The organism is Pseudomonas flavocrustae, from assembly GCF_029872515.1.
GTDB classification, from domain to species: domain Bacteria; phylum Pseudomonadota; class Gammaproteobacteria; order Pseudomonadales; family Pseudomonadaceae; genus Chryseomonas; species Chryseomonas aestiva.
In genome coordinates this window covers 187893-203049 of sequence record NZ_JAPDIQ010000009.1, presented here as the reverse complement: position 1 = coordinate 203049, position 15157 = coordinate 187893, and the positions used below count along the sequence as shown (strand labels likewise).

Genomic DNA, 15157 nt, shown 5'->3' with positions numbered 1-15157 from the left:
CAGTGTGCAGATTCTGCGGACTCGCAGGCCAGGTGTCGAGGCGCGGGATCAGCGTCTCGACAGCCACTCCCCAGCCAGCCGCCGAGCGGTGTTGTCGGCCGCGAAGACCGCAGCGAGATCAGTGGCCGCACCGGGCTCGACACCCTTGAGGACCGCTTCGATCAGCAGGGGGATCTCGGTGAAGCCCAGCCGCCCTTCGAGAAAGGCTTCGACGGCGATCTCGTTGGCCGCGTTGAGCGTCGCCGGCATGCAACCGCCCGCCTGAGCCGCCTCTCGCGCCAGGCGCAGACAGGGAAAGCGCTCTTCGTCGGGCCGCTCGAAGTCGAGGCGGCCGATCTCGAACAGATCCAGCGCCGCAACACCGGAGTCGATCCGCTCGGGCCAGGCCAGGGCATGGGCGATCGGCGTGCGCATATCGGGATTGCCCAGCTGGGCCAGCACTGACCCATCCACGTAGTCCACCAGCGAATGGATCACGCTCTGGGGATGGATAACCACCTCGACCTGCTCCGGCGTCGCCTCGAACAGCCAGCAGGCCTCGATGAGCTCCAGCCCCTTGTTCATCAGGGTGGCCGAATCCACCGAAATCTTGCGCCCCATCGACCACTTGGGATGGGCACAGGCCTGGTCCGGTGTCACGCCGATCAGCTCTTCGGCCGGTGTCTCACGGAACGGACCGCCCGAGGCCGTGAGCAAGATTCGACGCACACCCTTACGGGCCAACCCCGGAGTCGCCGGATCGACCAGGCACTGGAAAATCGCATTGTGCTCGCTGTCGATGGGCAGCAGGGTCGCGCCACTGGCCTGCACCGCCTCGATGAAGAGCGCGCCGCTCATGACCAGGGCTTCCTTGTTGGCCAGCAGCACGCGCTTGCCGGCCTTGACCGCAGCCAACGTCGGCTTCAGACCCGCCGCGCCGACGATCGCCGCCATGACGGTATCGACCTCCGGATGAGCCGCGATAGCCTCCAGGCCACCCTCCCCCACCAGGATCTCGGGGCGCTGCTCGACATCCTGCAGCAGGCCAGCCAACTGCTCGGCGGAGGCCTGGTCAGGCACGGCCGCATAGATCGGCTGGAAACGCCAGCAAAGGTCAGCCAGCTCCTTCAGCCGACGATGTCCGCTGAGGGCGAAGATTCGATAGCGATCGGGATACCGGGCCACGACATCCAGGGTGCTGGCGCCGATGGAGCCGGTCGCACCCAGCACGCAAAGCTGCTGGAGACTCACTGAACACCCCAGCCAGCCCACCAGAGCAGCAGGGCAAACAACGGAACGGCGGCCGTGAGGCTGTCGATGCGATCCAGCACGCCACCGTGTCCGGGCAGCAGCTGACTGCTGTCCTTGAGTCCGGCCTGGCGCTTGAACATGCTCTCGGTGAGATCGCCGACCACGGAGATCAGCACCACGCAGGCGGCGCCGATGAGCGCCTGCAAGAGATCACCCAGCCCCCAGCCACGCACCAGGCCGAGCACCAGGGTCGCCACCAGCGCGGCGGCCAGGCCGCCGTAGAGGCCTTCCCAGCTTTTGCCCGGACTCACGGCCGGCGCCAGCTTGCGCTTGCCGAAGGCCCGCCCGGAGAAATAGGCGAAGATGTCGGCCAGCCACACCAGCATCATCACTTCGAGAATCAGCAGATTGCCACCCGGTGCCACCTTGAGCAGCATCAGCCCCTGCCAGGCCGGAACCAGCACCACCAGACCGATCAGCAGACGCCGCCAGGAAGCCTGCCAGGCCCGGGCGCTGTCGGGATAGGTAAGCACCAGCACGGTCGCATAGAGCCACCAGGCCAGACTGATGAACAGCAGACCATGAGCACCGCCGGGCAACCACCAGCAGAGCAGCAGCGCCAGCGCGATCACGGCGGCATAGGCGCAACGCAGCGGCTGGGTTTCCAGCCCCGCCAGGCGCGCCCACTCCCAGGCACCCAGGACCACGACCGCACCGATGAACAGGGCGAAGGTCGCCCCTTCCAGCCAGAAAAATCCGGCCAGGGCGATGGGCAGGAGCACCATCGCCGTGATAACTCGCTGCTTCAACATTAGGCGCGTAGCTCCGCTTCCACCTGTTCGCAGGTCCGACCGAACCGCCGCTGGCGGGTGGCGAAGTCGGCCAGCGCGGCACGCATGGCCTCGTGCTTGAAGTCCGGCCAGAACAGGTCGGAGAAATACAGCTCGGCATAGGCGATCTGCCAGAGCAGGAAGTTGCTTACCCGCCTCTCGCCGCCGGTGCGGATGCACAGATCGGGCAGTGGCAGGTCGGCCGTCGCCAGACGGCCTTGCAACAGCTCGGAAGTGATCTCACCCGGCTGCAGCGTGCCCTGCTGAACCTGCAGCGCCAGCTGCTGGGCGGCCTGGGTGATGTCCCACTGCCCCCCGTAGTTCGCGGCAATCTGCAGCACGAACCGGGTGTGATGGGCAGTGAGTGCCTCGACTTCCGCCATGGCTGCCTGCAGTTCCGGATGGAACAGCGAGCGATCGCCGATGATGCGCAGCCGGATGCCGTTCTGGTGCAGCTTCTTGGCCTCCCGCCGCAGGGCGGAAAGGAAGAGCTCCATCAGAGCGCCGACCTCGTCGGCCGGACGCCGCCAGTTCTCGCTGGAGAAGGCGAACAGCGTCAGCACCTCGACGCCCGCATCGCCACACACCTCGATGACCGCGCGCACGGCGTCCACTCCGGCCTTGTGACCGGCGACGCCCGGCAGCAACCGTCGGCGCGCCCAGCGATTGTTCCCATCCATGATGATCGCCACGTGACGCGGCACCACCTTGCCTGGCTTGCTCATGCCCATGTTACATCCCAACCGTTGTCAAACAGCCATCAAGTCGGCTTCCTTGGCCTCCAGAGCCTTGTCCACCTCGGCGACGAATTTATCAGTCAGCTTCTGGACTTCATCCTGAGCGCGACGATCCTCGTCTTCACTGATTTCCTTTTCCTTGAGCAGATCCTTGAGCTGAGCCAGGGCATCGCGGCGGATGTTGCGCACGGAAACGCGCGCCTGCTCGGCCTCGGAGCGCGCCTGCTTGGTGAAGCCCTTGCGGGTCTCTTCGGTCAGCGCCGGCATCGGCACGCGAATGGTGGTACCGGCGGTGGCCGGGTTGAGGCCCAGGTCGGAGGTCATGATGGCCTTCTCGACCGCCTGGATCATGCTCTTGTCGAACACGCTCAGGGCCAGGGTCCGCGAATCCTCGACGGTGACGTTGGCCACCTGACGCAGCGGGGTATCGCTGCCGTAGTAGGACACCATGACGCTATCCAGAATGCTCGGATGAGCGCGTCCGGTACGGATCTTGGCAAAGGCGTGGCCCAGGGCTTCCAGGGTCTTGGTCATGCGCGTCTGCGCATCCTTCTTGATCTCGTTGATCATGCTGCTCCCTCCTCGATCAGGGTGCCCTCACCTCCGCCCACCACGATATTGAGCAGGGCGCCGGGCTTGTTCATGTTGAAAACCCGCAAGGGCATGTTGTGATCACGGCAGAGACAGATGGCCGTGAGATCCATGACACCCAGCTTGCGGTCGAGCACCTCGTCGTAGGTCAGACGCTCGAATTTTTCGGCGTTGGGATCCTTGAAGGGATCTGCCGTGTATACACCATCCACCTTGGTGGCCTTGAGCACCAGATCGGCTTCGACCTCGATGGCCCGCAGGCAGGCGGCGGAATCGGTGGTAAAGAACGGATTGCCGGTACCGGCGGAGAAGATGACGACTTCGCCGTCCTTCAACTGACGCAGGGCCTTGCGGCGGTCGTACTGGTCGGTCACGCCGACCATGGAAATGGCGGACATCACCGTGGCAGGAATGTTGGAACGCTCCAAGGCGTCGCGCATGGCCAGGGCGTTCATCACGGTAGCCAGCATGCCCATGTGGTCGCCGGTCACCCGGTCCATACCCACGGCGGACAGCGCCGCACCGCGGAACAGGTTGCCACCGCCAATCACCAGACCGACCTGGACACCGATGCCCACCAACTGGCCGATCTCCAGCGACATGCGATCCAGCACCTTCGGATCGATCCCGAAGTCTTCACTTCCCATCAGGGCTTCGCCACTGAGCTTCAGCAGAATACGCTTGTAACGGGGTTGGCGACCACTCATCTGCTGTGCCATTCACTCTCTCCTGTGGCGATGAACATGTGCGGGGGATTTTGATCCTGCGATAGGAAAGCGCAACCGCAGTTGCGTTCACTCCAATCGGCAAAAAACTCCTTGGAAGAGCAGAAATCAGACCTACCTTCCAATTTGACAAAGAGGCCGCGCGCTCGAAGCGGGCGGCCTCCTGGTCAACGGCGGATGCCGGTCTTACTGCTTGCTGGCAGCCAGCTGGGCAGCGACTTCGGCAGCGAAGTCGACTTCAGCTTTCTCGATGCCTTCGCCTACTTCGTAACGCACGAAGGAAACGATTTCGGCGCCGGCCTTCTTGGCCAGCTCACCGACCTTGACTTCCGGATCCTTGATGAAGGGCTGCTCAACCAGGCTGGCTTCGGCCAGGAACTTGTTGATACGACCCTTGACCATGTTCTCCACGATGTTTTCCGGCTTACCGGCGATCTTGTCGGCATTCAGCGCCAGGAAAATTTCCTTTTCCTTGGCGACAGCTTCTTCGGAAACCTGGGAGGGATTCAGGAACTGAGGATTGCTCGCCGCGACGTGCATGGCGATTTCCTTGGCCAGTTCGGCGGTGCCACCCTGCAGGGTAACGACCACACCGATGCGGTGACCGTGGAGGTAGGCGCCAACGACATCGCCTTCGACACGGGTCAGGCGACGGATGTTGACGTTCTCGCCGCACTTGGCGACCAGCGCTTCACGGGCGCTTTCCTGAGCGGCGATCAGCGGAGCGGCATCGCTCATCTTCTCGGCGAAGGCCTTGTCCAGGCTGGCGGCGACGAAGCCCTTGAAGTCGTCCTGCAGAGCCAGGAAATCGGTCTGGGAATTGACTTCGATGATGACGGCAGCCTTGTGGTCGTCAGCGACCTTGACCGCGATGGAACCTTCGGCAGCCACGTTACCGGCTTTCTTGGCAGCCTTGATGGCGCCAGCGGCACGCATGTCGTCGATGGCTTTCTCGATGTCGCCACCGGCAGCGGTCAGGGCCTTCTTGCAATCCATCATGCCTTGGCCGGTGCGCTCGCGCAGTTCTTTGACCAGGGCTGCAGTGATTTCTGCCATGTTTGAAATCCTCTTGAATCGGTTTCGAGGTCACTCCGCACGCAGGCGGAGCCAATGAAACGCCAGTAGGCAAAAAGGGGGCTAGGCCCCCTTCTCGCACGTCGAACCGCTCGACCCTAGGGTCGAAATGCTCAGCCCTCGACGGCTTCGGCAGCGGGTTCTTCGACGAATTGCTCGTTGGCACCGCCATTGCTGCCGCCACGGATCACGGCATCGGCAACGCTGCTCAGGTACAGAGTAACGGCGCGGAAGGCGTCATCGTTGCCGGGGATGATGTAGTCAACACCTTCCGGGCTGCTGTTGGTATCGACGACGCCGATGACCGGGATGCCCAGCTTGTTGGCTTCGGTGATGGCGATGCGCTCGTGGTCAACGTCGACCACGAACAGGGCATCCGGCAGACCGCCCATGTCCTTGATACCGCCCAGGCTGCGCTCGAGCTTTTCGAGGTCGCGGGTACGCATCAGGGCTTCTTTCTTGGTCAGCTTGTCGAAAGTACCGTCCTGGGACTGGACTTCCAGATCACGCAGACGCTTGATCGAGGCACGGATGGTCTTGTAGTTGGTCAGCATGCCGCCCAACCAGCGATGATCAACGAAGGGCTGACCGCAACGCGCGGCTTCTTCGCGAACGATCTTGCCGGCGGCGCGCTTGGTGCCGACGAACAGGATCTTGTTCTTGCCGGACGCCAGGCGCTCAACGAAGGTCAGGGCCTCGTTGAACATCGGCAGGGTCTTTTCGAGGTTGATGATGTGGATCTTGTTACGCGCGCCGAAGATGTACTTACCCATCTTCGGGTTCCAGTAACGGGTTTGGTGGCCGAAATGCACGCCGGCTTTCAGCATGTCACGCATGGAGACTTGAGACATTTAGATGTTCCTCGTAGTCGGGTTGGGCCTCCACGCATCCCAATGACCAACTTCCCATCGGGAAGCACCCAGGTCATCGTGTCGATGCGTGTGTGGGGTTAGGAGCGCTGAAGGGCATAGCCCCGAAAAAGCGCGCGACTTTATATCACGCCCTGCCGGATACCACCAGCGGCGATTGCCGCATGCCGGAGGTCCGGGGTACCGCCGGCAGCCACAGCGCGGGCGCCGGCTCTGATAGAATAGCGGATCGAAAGCTGACACCCGGCGTGATACCTAGAGATTTCCGATGACCGTCATCCTCAAGACCCCTGAAGACATCGCCAAAATGCGCATCGCCGGCCAGTTGGCCGCCGAAGTGCTCGAAATGCTGGACGAACACGTGCGTCCCGGCATCACCACCGAAGAACTGGATCGGCTGGCCCACGACTACATCGTCGACGTGCAGCAGGCCATCCCCGCCCCGCTGAACTACAAGGGCTATCCGAAATCCATCTGCACCTCGCTGAACCACGTGGTCTGCCACGGCATTCCCAATGACAAGCCGCTCAAGAGCGGCGACATCATGAACGTGGACATCACCGTCATCAAAGATGGCTACCACGGCGACACCAGCAAGATGTACCTGGTGGGCGACGTGCCCGAGTGGGCCGACCGGCTCTGCCAGGTCACCCAGGAATGCCTCTACAAGGGCATCGACCTGGTGCGCCCCGGCGCGCGGCTGGGCGATATCGGCGAAGTGATCCAGAAGCACGCTGAGAAGAACGGCTTCTCGGTGGTTCGCGAATACTGCGGCCACGGGATCGGCAAGGGCTTCCACGAGGAGCCGCAGGTGGTGCACTACGGCCGTGCCGGCACGGGCCTCGAACTGCAGGCCGGGATGATCTTCACCATCGAGCCGATGATCAACCAGGGCCGCTACGAGACCCGCCTGCTGGGCGATGGCTGGACCGCCATCACCAAGGACCGCAAGTTGTCCGCGCAGTGGGAACACACGGTGCTGGTCACCGAAGAGGGTTACGAGATCCTGACCCTGCGCAAGGACGAAACCTTTCCCCGCGTTTCTGCGTGAGTGAGCGCCCATGCCCCAGGTCGATTCGGAGTTGTTCGACGCCGGTCAGTTCCAGGCTGAGCTTTCGCTGAAAGCCAGCCCTCTCGCGGCCTTCAAGAAATTCATCCGGGCCGCGAACGCCACTCTCGATGCCCGCTTCATGGCGGGCCGCAGCGTGCGCCGGCTGGTCGAGGATCGCGCCTGGTTCATCGACCAGATGCTGATCGCCGCCTGGAATCGCTTCAGTTGGCCGGAGGATGGCATCGCCCTGCTCGCGGTGGGCGGCTATGGCCGCGGTGAGCTGCATCCGCACTCGGACATCGACCTGCTGATCCTGCTGGCCGAGGAGGAACAGGAACGCTTCCGCGAATCCATCGAGGGCTTCCTGACCCTGCTGTGGGACGTGGGCCTGGCCGTGGGGCAGAGCGTCAGATCCCTGCGCGAATGCACCACCGAAGCCCTGGCCGACCTGACGGTGATCACCAACCTGATGGAAAGCCGTACCCTCGCCGGCCCCGAGCACCTGCGCCAGGCGATGCTGGCGGCCACGAGTGTCGAGCACCTCTGGCCGGGACGCGCCTTCTATCTGGCCAAGCGCGCCGAGCAGAGTGCGCGGCACGCCAAGTATAACGACACCGAATACAACCTCGAACCCAACGTGAAGGGTTCGCCCGGCGGCTTGCGCGACATCCAGACGCTGCTGTGGATCGCCCGGCGGCAGTTCGGCACCCTCAACCTGCAGGCGCTGGTAGGCCAGGGCTTCCTGACCGAAAGCGAATGCAGCCTGCTGATCTCGGCGCAGGAATACCTGTGGAAGGTCCGCTATGCCCTGCACATGCTGGCCGGGCGCGCCGAGGATCGGCTGCTGTTCGACCACCAGCGGCGCATCGCCAGCCTGCTCGGCTACGAGGACAACGACGCCAAGCTGGCGGTAGAGCGCTTCATGCAGAAGTACTACCGGGTGGTGATGGACGTGTCCCAGCTCAGCGATGTGGTCATGCAGCACTTCGAGGAAGTGAATCTGCGCGACGAGCAGGTACCGGTCGCGGTGACCCCGCTCAACAACAGATTCCAGATCCGCAACGGTTATCTGGAGGTGGTGCACCCCCAGGTATTCCTGCGCACCCCCTTCGCGCTGATGGAGCTGTTCGTGCTGCTGGCGCAGAATCCCGCGATCAAGGGACCCAGTGCCGGCACCATCCGTCTGCTGCGCGACAGCCGTCACCTCATCGACGATGCCTTTCGCCAGGACATCCGCAACACCAGCCTCTTCATCGAACTGCTCAAGAGCGAATCCGGCATCCATCGCAACCTGCGGCGGATGAATCGCTACGGGCTGCTGGGGCTCTACCTGCCCGAATTCGGCCAGATCGTCGGCCAGATGCAGCATGACCTCTTCCACATCTATACGGTCGACGCCCATACCCTCAATCTCATCAAGCATCTGCGCAAGATGAGCTACGACGTCCTGGCGGAGAAGTATCCGCTGGCGACGCGGGTGATCCACAAGCTGCCCAAGCCGGAGCTGATCTACATCGCCGGGCTCTACCACGACATCGCCAAGGGCCGGGGGGGCGATCACTCGGAACTGGGCGCGGCAGACGTCGAAGCCTTCGGTCGCCGTCACCAGTTGCCGGAATGGGATACCCGCCTGGTCAGCTGGCTGGTGCGCAATCACCTGGTGATGTCCACCACCGCCCAGCGCAAGGATCTCTCCGACCCCCAGGTGATCCACGATTTCGCCCTGACGGTCGGAGATCACACTCACCTGGACTATCTGTACGTCCTCACCGTGGCCGACATCACCGCGACCAATCCGTCGCTGTGGAATTCCTGGCGCGCGACCCTGCTGCGCCAGCTCTATACCGAGACCAAGCGCGCCCTGCGGCGCGGCCTGGAAAATCCGGTCAATCGCGAAGAGCAGATCCGCAGCACCCAGCAATCGGCGCTGGACACCCTGATGCGGCGCGGCATCGATGCCGATGACGCCGAGCAGCTCTGGTCGCAGCTGGGCGACACCTATTTCCTGCGGCATACCGCGCTGGACGTCGCCTGGCATACCGAGGCCATCCTCGGCCATGGCGATACCGCCGAGCCGCTGGTACTGATCCGCGAGACCACCCAGCGCGATTCCGAAGGCGGCACCCAGATCTTCATCTATGCCGCGGACCAGCACGATTTCTTCGCGGTGACCGTGGCGGTGATGGACCAGCTCAACCTGAACATTCAGGACGCGCGCATCATCACCTCCAGCAGCCAGTTCACCCTGGACACCTACATCGTGCTGGATACCGATGGCGGCTCGATCGGCAACAATCCCGCGCGCATTGCCCAGATCCGCGGCGGCCTGATCGAGGCGCTCAAGCATCCCGAGGAATACCCGAGCATCATCAACCGCCGCGTGACCCGCCAGCTCAAGCATTTCGCCTTCTCGCCCCAGGTGAACATCTACACCGACACCACGCGCTCGGCGAGCCTGATCGAACTGACGGCACCGGATCGACCCGGACTGCTGGCGCGGGTGGGGCGGATCTTCCTCGACTTCGACCTGTCCGTACTCAACGCCAAGATCGCCACCCTCGGCGAACGCGTGGAAGACGTCTTCTACGTCACCGACGCCGAGGGTCGTCCGCTGGCGGATCCCGGCCTCTGCAGCGCCCTGCAGCAGGCCCTGATCAAACAGCTGCGCGAGCCGGACAGCCAGACGCCGCCGCTCAGTCGTATCAGCATCTAGCTCCCTGATCTAACGCCTCGAACGAAGGACCACCCGACGATGAATCCCACCCTCGACCTGCTGCAGCCCTATCCGTTCGAGAAGCTGCGCGCCCTCCTCGCTGGCGTGACCCCGCCGGCGGCGCTCAAGCCGATTCCGTTGTCGATCGGCGAGCCCAAGCACCCGTCACCGGCCTTCGTCGCCGAGGCCTTGACCGCCAACCTGGATCAGCTGGCGGTCTATCCAACCACCCTTGGCATCGCCGAGTTGCGCGAGGCCATCGCCAGCTGGGCCGGCCAGCGCTTCGGCGTACCCGCGGGCTGGCTGGATCCGGCGCGTCACGTGCTGCCGGTGACCGGTACCCGGGAGGCGCTGTTCTCCTTTACCCAGGCGGTGGTGGATCGCAGCCAGGCGGGTCTGGTGCTGAGTCCCAACCCCTTCTATCAGATCTACGAAGGCGCGGCCCTGCTCGCCGGCGCCGAGCCCCACTACCTGCCGTGCCTGGCGGACAAGGGCTTCAATCCCGATTTCGACAGTGTGCCGGACGAGGTCTGGCAGCGCTGCCAGCTGCTGTTCCTGTGCTCACCCGGCAATCCCACCGGTGCCCTGCTGCCGGTGGCGACGCTGAAAAAGCTCATCGCCCTCGCCGATCGTCACGACTTCGTGATCGCCGCCGACGAGTGCTACAGCGAACTCTATTTCGACGAAGCCAGCCCGCCGCCCGGCCTGCTTACCGCCTGCGCCGAACTGGGTCGCAGCGACTTCGCCCGCTGCGTGGTCTTCCACAGCCTGTCCAAGCGCTCCAATCTGCCGGGCATGAGATCGGGCTTCGTCGCGGGCGATGCCGCCATTCTCAAGCGCTTCCTGCTCTATCGCACCTACCACGGCTGCGCCATGCCGGTGCAGGTGCAGAAGGCCAGTGCCGTGGCCTGGCGCGACGAGGCCCATGTCCGTGAGAACCGCGAGCTCTATCGGCAGAAATTCGCCGCCGTGCTGGATATCCTGCAGGGCAGCCTGGAAGTGTCGCTTCCGGATGGCGGCTTCTATCTCTGGGCCCGGACACCGGGCGATGACGAAGCCTTCGCCCGCGATCTGTTCGCCCGCGAACACGTGACCGTGGTGCCGGGCTCCTACCTGTCGCGGGACGTCGCGGGCATCAATCCGGGCGCCGGTCGGATCCGCATGGCGCTGGTCGCGCCCCTGGCCGAGTGCGTGGAGGCGGCGGAGCGCATCCGCCGCTTCTGCCAGGGCTAGCGGTTGCCCTGATCGCGCATCAGCGCGGTCTCCTGAATGTCCAGCTCACGCAGGAATTCGCTGACCACCAGGTCATCGATCACCCCGGCGATACGCAACCGATAGAGTTCGCGGCGCTGGGCGCGGATGGCGAGCAGGCGCAGCTCGCCATCCAGGGTATCCCTCAGCCGCGCCAGGGAACGGGCATCCTCGCTGTCATCGGCGGAATTCAGCTCGTCGCGGAATTCGGCGATGATGCCGGCCTTGATCTCCGCCTGCAGCGCGGCCCGCGCCGGCTCGTCGGCATCGCTCGATGCCACGTCTTCCAGCGCCGCGATGGCGGCTCGGGCGGCATTGATTCGCACCTCGCAACGCTCCCGCTCCAGCAGGTCGTTGGACTGCTCCGGCAAGCGCGCCAGCAGCAACGGAATCCCGATGCTCGCCACCACCAGCGACAGCAGGATCACGCCCGCGGCGATGAACACCAGGATGTCACGCAGGGGAAAGGGCGTGCCATCCGAGAGCAGCAGCGGCAGCGACAGCACACCGGCCAGGGTCACGGCGCCGCGGACCCCGCTGAGCGAGGCGATGGCGGCGATCAGGCGGGGGTCGCCCGCGATGGTGATGGGCCCGCTGCTAGGCTGGGTCAGGTGCCAGTAACCAAGGATGACCCCGAAGCGAATGGCCATGATCACCCCGTAGGCACCCAGCACATAGAGCGTCAGCCAGCCCGCGGCCGGCCAGAGCGCCTGGGAGGCCGGCAGCGCGGCCGCAAGGATGTCGGGCAGCTGCAGACCCAGGATCAGGAACACCAGGCCGTTGAAGGCGAACTCCACCAGCCCCCAGACGCTGTGATTGAGCAGGCGGGTAGCGGTCTGGCGGGGCAGCATGTCGACCCGGCTCTGCATCATTCCGGCGGCCACGGCGGACAGGATGCCGGAAACGCCCAGTCGCTCCGCCAGCACATAGGCGGCGAAGGGCAGCAACAGCATGAAGACGACATGGGGCGCGGCGTCGCTCCAGCCGCGCTTCACCACCATCCAGGCGCGCGCTTGGCCGACCAGCCAGCTCAGCACCCCGCCGACCAGTACGCCGCCCACCGCGACGATGACGAATTCCAGACTGGCCTGGCTCAGCGAAAAGGCGCCGGTCAGGGCCGCCGCCACGGCGAACTTGAAGGTCACCAGACCCGAGGCGTCATTGAGCAGGGCCTCGCCCTGGATGACGTGCAGCAGGGCGCTGGGCAGCCGGCCGCGGACGATGCTGGAGACCGCTACGGCATCGGTGGGCGACAGTACCGCCGCCAGGGCGAAGGCCACCGCCCAGGGCAGGTGCAACATCCAGTGCAGGAACCAGCCGGCACCCAGCACCGTGAGGAACACCAGGCCGAAGGCCAGGACGAAGATCGGTCGGCGAAGGCGCCAGAACTCCCGCTTGGGCATGCGCCAGCCATCGGAGAACAGCAATGCCGGGATGAACAGCAGCAGGAAGAGTTCGGGGTCCAGGGCGACATGCAGCCCCAGGGTGGGCCAGGCGAGCAAGGCGCCGACCACCACCTGGATCAGGGGCAGCGGAATGGGAATGAGATGGACGCTGAGACGGGTGGCACCCACCATCAGCAGGAGGATCAGAGCGGTATAGAGAATCTGCACGGTGGTCTCGTGGTCAGGGCACCGGTCGCGGTACCAGATACAGGAGATGCATCCCGCGGGAGTGGGGACACGTCGACCTCGAGTTGTTGGGACTGATGTCCCCGTATTTGGTTTTACCCAAACTTTACCCGTGTCGATCTAGGCGACTCGCCGCCCTTGCGGTCTGATAGACATACCCGGTTTCATATCCCCGGGTTGCAGGAGAATGATCATGCTACGTCGCATCACTCAAGTCGTGGTGCTTGCCGGTTGCCTCGCCATCGCCGGTCAGGCGTCCGCCCACGGTCGTGGCCCCGGTCCGGCCTTTCTCGGTGCCGTAGTGGGCGCCGTGGTTGGCGGAGCCATCGTCTCCCATTCCTACGCCCGCGAGCCAGTCTATGTCGAAGGGCCACCGCCGCCTCCACCGCGCGTGGTCTATTACGAACCGGCACCGGTCTACGAATATCGCGTGGTGGAGCCGCGCCCCGTGTACTACGGCCCGCCGCCCGGCGCCTACTATTACGGCCCGCCCCCGCGCTGGTAAAGGCCCATGAAAAAACCCGCCGAGAGGCGGGTTTTTTCATGATTGAACGCCCTAGATCACCTGACGCCGACGCAGGACGTCGAGGATCTGCTGGACGCCCTCCTCCACCGACAGCTGCTCGGTGTCGAGCACCAGATCGGCGTCTTCCGGGGAATCGTAGGCGAAGGACAGGCCCGGGATATTGTCACCACCGGCCGCATAGAGCCCCTGGGGATCGCGCTCGGCACAGGCCTTGGGCGATGCCTTGACATGCACGGTCAGCAGCCGCTCGGCGCCGATCAGCGCCTGGGCCTGGGCCCGGCCCTCGGCATCGGGTGCAACGAAGGCAGCCAGGGCGATCAGGCCAGCCTCGTTGAACTGGCGGGCCACCTGGGCGGCGCGCAACCAGTTCTCGCGACGACCGGCGCGATCCTGCGGCAGCCCCTTGTTCAGGTCGTGGCGCAGATTCTGGCCGTCCAGCACGAAGACCGCACGCCCGGCATCGAACAGCCGACGCTCCAGCGCATAGGCCAGGGTGGTCTTGCCGGCACCGGAGAGACCGGTAAAGAGCACCGTGGTGGGCTGCTGACCGAAACGGGCCGCCCGCTCGCTGGTGGCGACGTGCAACTGATGCGCGCCCTGGCCGTGGCCGGTAGCGCCCACCGGTTCGGCGATGATCATGCCGGCGCCCACGGTGCCGTTGGTCAGGCGGTCGATGACGATGAAGGCACCGGTGGTGCGGTTGACGCCATAGCCGTCCAGGGCGATGGCGGTATCCAGGGCCACCTTGACCCGGCCGATCTCGTTGAGCTTGAGTTCGCTGGCCGCGCCGTGCTCCAGGGTGTTGACGTCCACCGTGTGCACGATGCTCGGCAGCGAACCCGGCACATAGCTGGTGGCCCGCTTGATGTCGTACTTCTTGCCCGGGCGCATGGGCTCCTCGGCCATCCACACCAGCATGGCCTCGAAGCTGTCGGTCACCTGCGGACGATTGTCGGCATGCACCAGGACATCGCCACGGGAGATGTCGATCTCGTCTTCCATGGTCAGGGTCACCGCCTGGCCAGGACCCGCCTGCTCCAGCTCACCTTCGTAGGTGACGATGGACTTGACCCGGCTGCCCTTGCCCGACGGCAGGACCACCACGGCATCGCCCTTGGTGACCACGCCCGAGGCCAGGGTCCCGGCGAACCCGCGGAAGTTGAGGTTGGGCCGGTTGACGTACTGCACCGGGAAGCGCAGGTCGTCGAGGTTGCGATCCGCAGCGATCTCGACGCTTTCGAGGATCTCCATCAGCGGCTTGCCGCTGTACCAGGGAGTCTGCTCGCTGCGATTGACCACGTTGTCGCCCTTGAGCGCCGACATGGGCACGAAATGGATGTCCTTGGCGTTCAGCTCGATGCGCTGGGCGAAGGCCAGGTAGTCGTCCTTGATACGCTCGAACACCGCTTCGTCGAAGCCCAGCAGGTCCATCTTGTTGATGGCGACCACGATGTGCTTGATACCCAGCAGCGAGGCGATGTAGCTGTGCCGGCGGGTCTGGGTCTGGATGCCGTAGCGGGCGTCGACCAGGATGATCGCCAGGTCGCAGGTGGAGGCACCGGTGGCCATGTTGCGGGTGTACTGCTCATGGCCGGGGGTGTCGGCGATGATGAACTTGCGCTTGGCGGTGGAGAAATAGCGATAGGCCACATCGATGGTGATGCCCTGTTCGCGCTCGGCCTGCAGGCCGTCCACCAGCAGCGCCAGGTCGACCTCTTCGCCGGTGGTCCCCACCTTCTTGGAATCGCGGGTGATGGCTTCCAGGTGATCCTCGTAGATCATCTTGGAGTCGTGCAGCAGGCGCCCGATCAGGGTGCTCTTGCCGTCGTCGACATTGCCGCAGGTGAGGAAGCGCAGCAGCTCCTTGCGTTCGTGCTGCGCGAGGTAGGCCAGGATGTCCTGGCCGATCAGATCGGATTGGTGCGACAT

Annotated in this window: 13 protein-coding genes; 4 read left to right on the top strand and 9 right to left on the bottom strand. The window is 64.5% G+C overall.

The window, feature by feature from the left end; genetic code table 11:
* Window positions 1-48 precede the first annotated feature (48 nt).
* From ispC to rpsB, 7 genes are all read right to left on the bottom strand, one after another.
* Window positions 49-1230 (bottom strand): 1-deoxy-D-xylulose-5-phosphate reductoisomerase, encoded by a 1182-nt coding sequence (gene ispC / locus OMP44_RS19670; protein WP_280310618.1) that lies wholly within the window; start codon window positions 1228-1230, stop codon window positions 49-51.
* The gene (locus OMP44_RS19665) at window positions 1227-2042 is read right to left on the bottom strand and encodes a phosphatidate cytidylyltransferase (RefSeq protein WP_273862645.1); all 816 of its coding nucleotides are present in this window, start codon (window positions 2040-2042) and stop codon (window positions 1227-1229) included. Before OMP44_RS19665 ends, ispC begins: the two co-directional genes overlap by 4 nt.
* Window positions 2042-2791, bottom strand: a complete 750-nt coding sequence (gene uppS / locus OMP44_RS19660) for a polyprenyl diphosphate synthase (protein WP_166655864.1) — start codon at window positions 2789-2791, stop codon at window positions 2042-2044. Before uppS ends, OMP44_RS19665 begins: the two co-directional genes overlap by 1 nt.
* A gap of 18 nt (window positions 2792-2809) precedes the next feature.
* The gene (frr, locus tag OMP44_RS19655) at window positions 2810-3367 is read right to left on the bottom strand and encodes a ribosome recycling factor (protein ID WP_133859819.1); all 558 of its coding nucleotides are present in this window, start codon (window positions 3365-3367) and stop codon (window positions 2810-2812) included.
* Window positions 3364-4107 (bottom strand): UMP kinase, encoded by a 744-nt coding sequence (gene pyrH / locus OMP44_RS19650; protein WP_017639054.1) that lies wholly within the window; start codon window positions 4105-4107, stop codon window positions 3364-3366. Before pyrH ends, frr begins: the two co-directional genes overlap by 4 nt.
* Window positions 4108-4299: 192 nt before the next feature.
* The gene (gene tsf / locus OMP44_RS19645) at window positions 4300-5169 is read right to left on the bottom strand and encodes a translation elongation factor Ts (protein WP_187978696.1); all 870 of its coding nucleotides are present in this window, start codon (window positions 5167-5169) and stop codon (window positions 4300-4302) included.
* A 131-nt stretch (window positions 5170-5300) separates the two neighbouring features.
* Window positions 5301-6038, bottom strand: coding sequence for a 30S ribosomal protein S2 (rpsB, locus tag OMP44_RS19640; protein ID WP_133859821.1), 738 nt, complete (start codon window positions 6036-6038; stop codon window positions 5301-5303).
* A gap of 286 nt (window positions 6039-6324) precedes the next feature.
* On the opposite strand from rpsB, the gene map reads away from it, so the two are divergent.
* The 3 genes from map to dapC are packed head-to-tail and all read left to right on the top strand — an operon-like array spanning window position 6325 to window position 11053.
* Window positions 6325-7107, top strand: coding sequence for a type I methionyl aminopeptidase (map, locus tag OMP44_RS19635; RefSeq protein ID WP_280310612.1), 783 nt, complete (start codon window positions 6325-6327; stop codon window positions 7105-7107).
* 10 nt (window positions 7108-7117) lie between these two features.
* Window positions 7118-9820, top strand: a complete 2703-nt coding sequence (locus OMP44_RS19630; protein ID WP_133859823.1) for a [protein-PII] uridylyltransferase — start codon at window positions 7118-7120, stop codon at window positions 9818-9820.
* Window positions 9821-9859: 39 nt separating this feature from the next.
* The gene (dapC, locus tag OMP44_RS19625) at window positions 9860-11053 is read left to right on the top strand and encodes a succinyldiaminopimelate transaminase (protein WP_280310610.1); all 1194 of its coding nucleotides are present in this window, start codon (window positions 9860-9862) and stop codon (window positions 11051-11053) included.
* Here dapC and OMP44_RS19620 read toward each other — a convergent pair.
* Window positions 11050-12684 (bottom strand): Na+/H+ antiporter, encoded by a 1635-nt coding sequence (locus OMP44_RS19620; RefSeq protein ID WP_280310608.1) that lies wholly within the window; start codon window positions 12682-12684, stop codon window positions 11050-11052. The two genes, dapC and OMP44_RS19620, sit on opposite strands and share 4 nt — an antisense overlap.
* Before the next feature lie 211 nt (window positions 12685-12895).
* Between OMP44_RS19620 and OMP44_RS19615 the strand changes: the two genes are divergently transcribed.
* The gene (locus tag OMP44_RS19615; protein WP_273808730.1) at window positions 12896-13207 is read left to right on the top strand and encodes a hypothetical protein; all 312 of its coding nucleotides are present in this window, start codon (window positions 12896-12898) and stop codon (window positions 13205-13207) included.
* Window positions 13208-13258: 51 nt separating this feature from the next.
* Here the strand turns inward: OMP44_RS19615 and cysN are convergent, their stop codons facing one another.
* Window positions 13259-15157 carry a sulfate adenylyltransferase subunit CysN gene (gene cysN, locus OMP44_RS19610; RefSeq protein WP_280310605.1) on the bottom strand — a complete coding sequence of 633 codons (1899 nt, stop codon included), beginning with the start codon at window positions 15155-15157 and terminating at the stop codon, window positions 13259-13261.

Bases quoted from the DNA above. Each gene is read 5' to 3' on its own strand.
- OMP44_RS19665 (WP_273862645.1), bottom strand. From the start codon at position 2,042: ATGTTGAAGCAGCGAGTTATCACGGCGATGGTGCTCCTGCCCATCGCC.
- uppS (WP_166655864.1), bottom strand. From the start codon at position 2,791: ATGGGCATGAGCAAGCCAGGCAAGGTGGTGCCGCGTCACGTGGCGATC.
- frr (WP_133859819.1), bottom strand. From the start codon at position 3,367: ATGATCAACGAGATCAAGAAGGATGCGCAGACGCGCATGACCAAGACC.
- pyrH (WP_017639054.1), bottom strand. From the start codon at position 4,107: ATGGCACAGCAGATGAGTGGTCGCCAACCCCGTTACAAGCGTATTCTG.
- tsf (WP_187978696.1), bottom strand. From the start codon at position 5,169: ATGGCAGAAATCACTGCAGCCCTGGTCAAAGAACTGCGCGAGCGCACC.
- rpsB (WP_133859821.1), bottom strand. From the start codon at position 6,038: ATGTCTCAAGTCTCCATGCGTGACATGCTGAAAGCCGGCGTGCATTTC.
- map (WP_280310612.1), top strand. From the start codon at position 6,325: ATGACCGTCATCCTCAAGACCCCTGAAGACATCGCCAAAATGCGCATC.
- OMP44_RS19630 (WP_133859823.1), top strand. From the start codon at position 7,118: ATGCCCCAGGTCGATTCGGAGTTGTTCGACGCCGGTCAGTTCCAGGCT.
- dapC (WP_280310610.1), top strand. From the start codon at position 9,860: ATGAATCCCACCCTCGACCTGCTGCAGCCCTATCCGTTCGAGAAGCTG.
- OMP44_RS19615 (WP_273808730.1), top strand. From the start codon at position 12,896: ATGCTACGTCGCATCACTCAAGTCGTGGTGCTTGCCGGTTGCCTCGCC.
- cysN (WP_280310605.1), bottom strand. From the start codon at position 15,157: ATGTCGCACCAATCCGATCTGATCGGCCAGGACATCCTGGCCTACCTC.